Origin of the sequence: Longimicrobium sp., from assembly GCF_036280135.1 — a bacterium.
Classification (GTDB): domain Bacteria; phylum Gemmatimonadota; class Gemmatimonadetes; order Longimicrobiales; family Longimicrobiaceae; genus Longimicrobium.
Map to the genome: position 1 here is coordinate 1 of NZ_DASURI010000377.1, position 8,080 is coordinate 8,080.

The 8,080-nt window shown below is 70.6% G+C and carries 7 protein-coding genes; 2 read left to right on the top strand and 5 right to left on the bottom strand.

Annotated elements, in window-relative coordinates; genetic code table 11:
* A partial coding sequence (locus tag VFZ20_RS11825; RefSeq protein WP_329684085.1) for a cation:proton antiporter occupies positions 1-992 on the bottom strand: 992 nt, incomplete at its 3' end.
* Between the two features lie 796 nt (positions 993-1,788).
* Between VFZ20_RS11825 and VFZ20_RS11830 the strand changes: the two genes are divergently transcribed.
* Positions 1,789-2,559 (top strand): phosphatase PAP2 family protein, encoded by a 771-nt coding sequence (locus VFZ20_RS11830; protein WP_329684086.1) that lies wholly within the window; start codon positions 1,789-1,791, stop codon positions 2,557-2,559.
* Between the two features lie 424 nt (positions 2,560-2,983).
* On the opposite strand, the gene VFZ20_RS11835 is transcribed toward VFZ20_RS11830, so the two are convergent.
* The gene (locus VFZ20_RS11835) at positions 2,984-3,880 is read right to left on the bottom strand and encodes a metallophosphoesterase family protein (RefSeq protein ID WP_329684087.1); all 897 of its coding nucleotides are present in this window, start codon (positions 3,878-3,880) and stop codon (positions 2,984-2,986) included.
* Positions 3,877-4,833, bottom strand: a complete 957-nt coding sequence (locus VFZ20_RS11840) for a nucleotidyltransferase family protein (protein WP_329684088.1) — start codon at positions 4,831-4,833, stop codon at positions 3,877-3,879. Before VFZ20_RS11840 ends, VFZ20_RS11835 begins: the two co-directional genes overlap by 4 nt.
* A gap of 107 nt (positions 4,834-4,940) precedes the next feature.
* Between VFZ20_RS11840 and VFZ20_RS11845 the strand changes: the two genes are divergently transcribed.
* Positions 4,941-5,603: a hypothetical protein gene (locus VFZ20_RS11845; protein WP_329684089.1), complete on the top strand. Its 663-nt coding sequence runs from the start codon at positions 4,941-4,943 to the stop codon at positions 5,601-5,603.
* A gap of 509 nt (positions 5,604-6,112) precedes the next feature.
* Here VFZ20_RS11845 and VFZ20_RS11850 read toward each other — a convergent pair.
* Together VFZ20_RS11850 and VFZ20_RS11855 are read right to left on the bottom strand one after the other, a co-directional pair.
* The gene (locus VFZ20_RS11850; RefSeq protein WP_329684090.1) at positions 6,113-7,141 is read right to left on the bottom strand and encodes a slipin family protein; all 1,029 of its coding nucleotides are present in this window, start codon (positions 7,139-7,141) and stop codon (positions 6,113-6,115) included.
* A gap of 11 nt (positions 7,142-7,152) precedes the next feature.
* A complete protein-coding gene (locus VFZ20_RS11855; RefSeq protein WP_329684091.1) occupies positions 7,153-7,521 on the bottom strand; it encodes a GntR family transcriptional regulator in 369 nt (122 codons plus the stop codon).
* Positions 7,522-8,080 lie beyond the last annotated feature (559 nt).

Here is an 8,080-nt window from a genome sequence, read left to right on the forward strand (position 1 = left end):
CGGCAGCGCCACCGGCTGAACGCCGCCGCGCCCGTGACCCACGCGATGCGCGCCAGGATCACGGCCGCGCACACCGCCGCCGCCACGAGGGCAAAGCGCGCCCCCTGCGTGCCCGTCACGCGCTGGGCGATGGACTTGAGCTGGAACCCCACGAGGATGAACGCCAGCACGTTGAGCACAAAGACGGCGACTTCCCACACGGCCCACGCGGGGATGCGGATGCGCGCCGGCGTGACCTCGGCCGCCCGGCGCGACGCCGCCATGGCGAACACCACCATGGTGATGATGCCGCTCAGGTGCAGCTGCTCGGCCAAAATCCACACGCCGAACGTGGTGCAGAACTGTACGACGACGGCGGTGGACACGTCCGTGATGCGCGCGTTCACGGCCAGCGTGACGCGGGACAGCACCAGGGCCAGCGCCACGCTGCCCAGCGTGACGAACAGCAGCGTGGGCACCACGCTCCACCCGGAGAGGGTGCCCGTGAGCGTGGCGCCCACGGCCAGGCGGTAGATCAGCAGGGCGCTGGCGTCGTTGAAGAGGCTTTCGCCCTCCAGGATGGTCAGCAGGCGGTGCGGCGGGCGCAGCTGCTTGAGCACCGTCGTGGCGGCCGCGGCGTCGGGCGGGGCCACGATGGCGCCCAGGGCGATGGCCGCCGCCCACGGCATGCCGGGAACGAGCAGCCGCGCGACGATGGCCACGACGGCCACGGTGAGCACCACGGCGCCCAAGGCCAGGCTCACGACGGGGCGCCAGTTGGCGCGCAGGTCGCGGGGCGACGCGTCGAACGCGGCGTCCACCAGCACGGGCGCCACGAACAGGGCCAGCGCCAGCTCGGGATCCAGCACGAGCGTGGGTGCGCGGGGGATGAGGGCCAGCGCGGCGCCGGCCAGCGCCACGAGCGCGGGATACGGCGCGCCGATCCGCCGCGCGATCGCCGCGAGGGCCGCGCCCCCCAGCAGCAGCGCGACGACGACTTCAAAGACTTTCATCCGCCCCTCCGGGCGTTCCGGGTGAGGAGTGTACATCCCGGCGAGTCCTGCTGCCGGCGGGAAGATAACGAGGAATCGCGCATCGCAGAACGACTGCCCGCCCGGGCAGTGGCCGCGAGCGGGGTGCCGGATCTGGCGCCGCGCGATTGTCATCCCGGGCGGGTGTCGCCGAACTGTTTCACGGCGCCCCGCACGACCGTCATCCCGAGCGGCTGATGGAAAACCTGCGTCCGCGATGCGTCATCTTGAGCGGGTGTCGCCGAACCGTTCCACGACACCTCGCGCGACAGTCATCCCGAGAGACTGATGGAACTCTGCGCCCGCGATGCGTTATCCTGAGGGAGCGCCGCCCATAACAGGAGCGCGCGCAGGACTTTGGCGCGACCGAAGGATCTTGTGTGCGAGACTCGGAGGCGGATTCCGTGCACGAGGTCGCCCCCGAGCGTCGCGGGCAAGATCCTTCGTCGCCGCCATGGATCACGCCTCGGCAGACCTCGCGCGGCGGCTCCTCAGGATGACGCTTTTGGCCCATCCGGGTTGGTCAGTATCCTCTCGGGATGAATAACCGTTCGCGGCGGAGGTATTGCAACACGTCTGCACGGGCGCAGACGGGGCGCGCACGGTCTGAATCGCCTCGTCCCGGGGAGAACGCTAGCCGGGTCGCATCATCGCATAAATCAGCCAGCGGTTCACGTGCTGACAACCTGGGCTTCACAGTGACGGCGGACGCGCGGCCACGGAGTTGCAGGAGCCGCGCATCGTGTATCGATCCCGTAACGACGACGCCCGCTGATCCTTGTCCGAGACGCTCCATCAAAGCCCCCGCTCGACGGCCGTTGCGGCGGGCCGCGGGCTGGCGAAGGCGCTGGTCCGCTTTGTCCGCGCCCGCTGGCAGCTGCTGCTCCTCCTTTTCCTGGGCGTGGGCATCCCGCTGGTGGGCTTTGGCGCGCTGGCGGACGACGTGTGGCAGACCACCGGCGGCATCGGCCCCGACGACGCCATCCTGCGCTACGTGCACGGCCACGCCACGCCCGGCTGGGACGCGGTGATGGAGTTCATCAGCCTCATCGGCTACGCGTACGGCGTGGTGCCGATGGTGTTCGTCGTCCTGGTGGCGCTGCTGGTGGCGCGAAAGCGGGGCAACGCGCTGTTCTGGGCCGTTGCGCTGGGCGGCGCCGGCGCGCTGAACCAGGCCGCCAAGCTCACGTTTCGCCGCGCGCGCCCGGAGCTGTGGCTGTCGTCGGCGCCGGAGCACACGTACAGCTTTCCCAGCGGGCACGCCATGGGCTCCATGGCCCTCGTGGCGGCCCTGGCGGTGCTGGCGTGGCCCACGCGGTGGCGGTGGTGGGCCATCGTGGTGGGCGGGGCGTTCACGCTGCTGGTGGGGTTCTCGCGGGTGTACCTGGGCGTGCACTACCCGTCGGACGTGGTGGCGGGGTGGTCGGCGTCGCTGGCGTGGGTGCTGGGGCTGAGCCTGGTGGCGTACGGGCGGATCGGCAAGCCGCGCGAGCGCGCCACCCCCGCCGCCGCCGGCCCCGACCCCGTGGAGCCGCCGGCGCAGCGGTGAGGGGGCGGAACGGGATCGGGATCTGGTTCGCGGCGCGTGGCGGAGAGGGATGCGAGCGAATGCGAGCGGGTGAGGGTCGGTAGGGCCGTCCCCCAGCCGGAGCGAATGAATTCGCCGCTGGAAAGGCACGAAGTCCGCCTGCGCGGACTGCCCCAGCGGAGGGTCGTCTCGTGTGCACCGGCAGCGGCCCTCCAGCAGGTGAAGCCTCACGCAGTTTGTGAGGCTTTCCGCTGTCGTTGCGGCGGCTTCAGCCGCTCCGGCCCGGGAGCAGCCTCGCCCGATCAACTCCGCGACCGGCGGTTGCTGCCCGGCGTCGCTCGTTGCGCGGCCTGATCTTCATCCGCCGCGACAGTACGAGGGCGGCCCTCCACCCGGAAGGCCGCCCTCGCTCGTCATCCACTACCGCACTCACGCACTGCCGCACTCACGCACTTCCCGACCGCGCGGCCGCCCGCTCCGCGCCGGAGGGATGCTCCACGCCGGGCTCCGACGCCTGCTCGGCGGCGGGGAGGTCCGCGGGGAGCGGGATCTCGTGCACGTAGAACAGCTCCGCGCCGGCGTCCTCGCGCACGCGCAGCATGGACACGTTGAACACGGGCACGCCGCCGGGCGTCTGCCCGCGGAAGGTGCCGTGGTGCGCGTGGCCGTGGAACACCACCGCCGCCTTGAACCGGTCGATGGGCTCCAGCAGGCGGTCGTTGCCCAGGAACGGAAAGATCTGCTCCGGCTCGCCCATCACCGTGTCCATGATGGGCGCGTAGTGCAGCAGCACCACGCGCACGGGCGTGGACAGGCGGCGCAGGCTGTACTCCAGCTTTTGCACCTCGTCCAGCGTGGTGCCCACGAACGTCTTGGTGTCCTGCTCGCCGAACGCCGTGAGCGTGTAGCGGCCAAAGCCGCCCATGTAGCCCTTTACGCCCGCGAAGCCCACGTGCTCGTTGAGCTCGAACGGGGCCTCGTCCAGCAGGTGCACGCCGCGGGCGCGCAGGGCCTCGTTCACCTTTTCGGGCTGGCCGCTCTCGTGGTCGTGGTTGCCCAGCACGGCCAGGATAGGCACCCGCACGTCCTGCAGCTCCTTGATGACCACGTCGATCTCCGCGGGGGTGCCGCGGCGGGTAAGGTCGCCGGCCAGCAGCAGGATGTCGGCTTCGTCGTTCACGCGGGCAAAGGCCTCGCGGTACTCGCCGCCGTCCTTTTCGCCCACGTGAAAGTCACCCACGGCCGCCACGCGCACCACGCGGCCCCGGCGGTCCTCCTTGCGGCGTCCGAACGCCACCGGCTCCGATCCCCCGTTCGCGCCCATCGTCCGTCCGTCCGTCATGCCTGTGGTTCCACGGTCTCGGGGACCCCTGACTGGTCCGTGAAGTCCGCCCGCTCGTCCCAGACGTCGCTGGCCTCCAGCTTCACGATCTCCGGGTGCTGCTGCATGGCCGCGATCTTCTCGGCCCGCAGGTCGTGAAAGCCCCACTCGTTCACGTCGATGGCGAACGAGAAGCGCGAGATCATGGTGCCCCGCGTGAGCTCGTGCTCGTCGCCCTCGGCCGACGCCTCGCTCCCGGCCTGCTCCGCCTTGCGCAGCAGGTCGCGGATGACCCACTGCGGCACGTTGTCGCGGTAGCCGGGATACACGTAGCGGTACATGAGGACCTGCGACAGCAGCAGCGGCCAGTCGTCGCCGGTCTTGGCGAGCAGCCGGCGCCAGTCCATCTGCTTGCCGTTGGCCAGGATGAGGTGCGCCACGTCGGCCATGTCGTGGCGGTGCCGCTCGTGGATGAACAGCCGGTGCCAGATGAGCTCCTCGGCCGGCGCCACCCGCACCTCGCTGGCGGCCAGCTTGGCGGGCTTGCTGTGCCGGTGCCAGTCATCGTCGATCAGGGCCAGGCCGTTGCCCATCCCGTAGATGATGTCGATGAAGTGGTCGCGGTTGTCGGGGCTGATGGCCTTGCCGATCCAGTGCGGCTGCTCCAGCCGCGTGATCATCCCCTCGCCCTTGAGCACGTGCATGGCCTTGAGCACGGCGTCGGGCGTGCAGAACAGGTCCAGGTCCTTGGTCTGCCGGATGATGCCCGTGTGCTCGTAGACGGCGTAGGCGCCGGCCACCACGTACGGCACGTTCGCCGCGTTCAGGGCCTGCAGGGCGCGCTTGTAGAACTCCCGCTCCGCCTCGGGAATCCAGAACTCGCTGTGCGTTACGGACTTCCGCTCCTCCTTGGAGAGGTTCCGCATCGTGGGGAAGGTAAAGACTTCCGGCTCTTCGGGCTCGGTTCTGGACATGTGCGCGCCTGTTCCGTGGCTGGACTGTTGCGCGGCCCAAAAGCAACAAACGGGCCCATGCGCCGTGTGCGTTGACCGGCGGCGGCGCGGACCCCTACAATGAAGGCATGATCAACGACCTGAAGCGACTGTTCTCGCGCACCTGGGACACCTTTCTCTCCGAGCTCAGCCGGCGCGAGCCCGAGGACGAGGTGGTGGGCCTGCTGGGCGCCATGCGGCGGGAGATGGTGGATGCCCGCGCCTCGATCCCCGTGTACGAGGAGGCCGTGCGCGCCGCCGAGGCCGAGCTGGCCCGCGAGCGCCGCGCCCTGGACGATGCCGTGCGCCGCGGCGGCCTGGCCGAGAAGATCAACGACGCCGAGACGGTGCGCATCGCGTCGGAGTTCGCCGACCGGCACCGAAAGCGGGTGGCGGTGCTGGAGGACAAGGTGCGGGCGGCCAAGGCCGAGCACGAGCTGCGCGCCGTGGAGGTGCAGGACATGATGCGCCGCTACAAGGAGGCCGACGGCAACCGCTTCGTGCTGCTGAACGAGGTGCGGCGGGCGCGCAGCCAGCAGCGGATGGAGGGGATGACGGGCGGGCAGACGTTCGACGACTACAGCCGGGTGACGGACAAGCTGGAGAGCGAGATCGCGTACGGCGAGGCGCTGGACGAGCTCAACGCCATGGACGATCCCACGCCGCCGCCCCCGCCCCCCTCCAACACCTCCCTGGCCGACGACGTGGAGGCGCGCCTGCAGGAGCTCAAGCGGCGGATGGGGAAGGCGTAGGGGAGTTCCAGGTCGGAAGGGGAGACCTCGCGGAGGGCGAGCGCCCCCCATCCCCGACCCTTCCCCCATAAACTGCATGGGGGAAGGGAGAACTTCGGCGCGGACATGCGGATGGCTCGCCCCGGGAGCAACCCGCCCCTCTCCCGGCCTCTCCCCGCTCGTTCCTCGCGGAGAGAGGAGAACCCAGCCCGTGCACGGGCCGGACTCCGCGCGCTGAACTCGCCCTCTCGCCAACCCCTCCCCCGAAGTTGGGGGAGGGGTCGCCGCCGAGCCGCGAGGAATGAGCGGCGCAGGTGGCGGGGGAGAGGGCCCCCGTCGCGCAGCGACGGGATCTCGAGCTCGGCCTTGCACGCGCTTTCCCCACCTCTGCTTCCAGCCGAACGAAATCGGGCCGGCACCCCAGTCAGGTGCCGGCCCGAATCTTCATCATCAGCGGTCTTTTCCTCTGCGCCTCTGCGCCTCTGCGGCTCTGCGTGAGAATGCAGTAGAAGCCTGCCTCCGCGCAGGCCTTACTCGGAGGGAAAGAGCTTGAAGTCGTCCACCACGCGGACGGCGGGCTCGTCGGACCCCTGGCCGTTGCTGATCGCGGGCGGGGCGGGCGGCGACTGGCGCTGCTGCTGTTGCTGCTGGGCAGCCAGCGCCGTGGCGGCCATGATCCCCGCGGGGCCCATCGACTCCACCATCGTGCTGGGGACCACCATCATCCCGCCCTTCTGCTTGAGCCCCTCGTACAGGATGTTCATCTGCCGAAGCTGCAGGGCCGTGGGGTTGGCCTGGTACGCCTCGGCTGCGCGCTCGAACAGCTTGGCGATCTCCACCTCGGCCTCGCCCAGGATGATGCGCGCCTGCTTCTCCCGCGCGGCCTGCGCCTCGCGGCTCATGGCGTCCTGCAGCGACGCGGGGATGACCACGTCGCGCATCTCCACGGAGTGCACCGTCACGCCCCAGGGCGTGGTGCGCTCGTCGATGAGGGCCTGCAGCTCCTTTTCGATGTGCAGCCGCCCCCGCAGCAGCTCCGTGAGCGACGTGCGGCCGATGATGTCGCGCAGGGCCGTCTGCGCGGCCCAGCTCACGGCCTGCGTGTAGTCCTGCACCTCCAGCGCGGCCTTTTCGGGATCGTACACCGTCCAGAAGAGGACGGCGTCCACGTTCACGGGGACGGCGTCGCTCGTGAGCGTCTGCTCCGCGGCGAAGGGCGAGGTCACGGTGCGCTGGTCGATCCACGCGGCCACCGTGTGCACGCCGGGCACGACGAAGAACACGCCCGGCCCGCGCATTCCCGCGTACCGCCCCCACTTGAGGACGACGGCGCGCTCCCACTGGTTGGCGATCTTGGGCGAGAACATGGCGATGCACCCCGCCACGGCGCCGGCCAGGGCCGCCAGGGGCGCGTCGGCGGCCACGGCCGTGACGGCGCCGGCGATGGTGGGCAGGGCCAGCGCCAGCGTGCCCAGGATGTTGGCGCGCGCGGGCTTTACCTGCGGCGCGATGACGCCCGAGCCATCGGGCTTGGCGGGGACCAGGGCGTTGCCTGCCATGGGTACCTCTCTCAGCCGGTTCGGCGGCTGTCCAGGTGAATGATCACGTCGTCCAGCGAAAAGCCCAGGGCGGCGGCCTCGCGCAGAAAGGCGTCCTCCAGGGCGCTGAGCCGCGCGTGGAGATCGGCGCGGTGGATGTCGTCCGGGGACGCCCGCACTACGGTGCCCACCCCGGCCACGGTTTCGAGCACCTGCTGCCGTTCCAGCTCGGCGTAGGCGCGCGCGACGGCGTTGGCGCCCACGCGCAGGTCCACGGCCAGCTGGCGCACGGTGGGCAGCATTTGCCCGGGCGAAAGCGCGCCCGCGCCCAGCGCCGCGTGCACCGTGCGTACGATCTGCGCCTCCACGGGCGTGGGGTCCGACGGGTCGATGTAGAACATTCGATGCGTGTGCGGGGACGGTTGAAGGGATGCGTCGGGCGGGCGGATGCGTCAAGGGCGGGGGGCCCTCACCCGCTCGCTGTCGCTCGCACCCTCTCCCGCAAACTGCGCGGGAGAGGGTGTAGACTTCAACGGGGTCATTGCATCGAAGGAGAGATCCGATGCGGTCAGGACCGGAGACTTGCCGCTTCGCGGCGGGGGCCCTCTCCCCCGACCGCCTTTTTGCTCGTTCCTCGCAACGGCGGTCGACCCCTCCCCCAACTTCGGGGGAGGGGTTTGTCGTGAGGACCGATCAGCGCGCGGAGCTCAGCCTGTGCTGAGACTGGGTTCTCCTCTCTCCGCGAGGAACGAGCGGGGAGAGGCCGGGAGAGGGGCGGGTTGCTGTCGGCGCGAGCCGTCCGAATGCCCGAGCGCAGTTCTCCCCCTCCCCCGCGACAGCGGGGGCAGGGGGCGGGGGAAGGGGGCCCTCGGCGGGCCGGCAGACTGCCCGCCCTCGTGCACGATCCCTGTTCCCCCTTCCCCCACGCCGTTTGTGGGGGAAGGGCAGGGGATGGGGGGC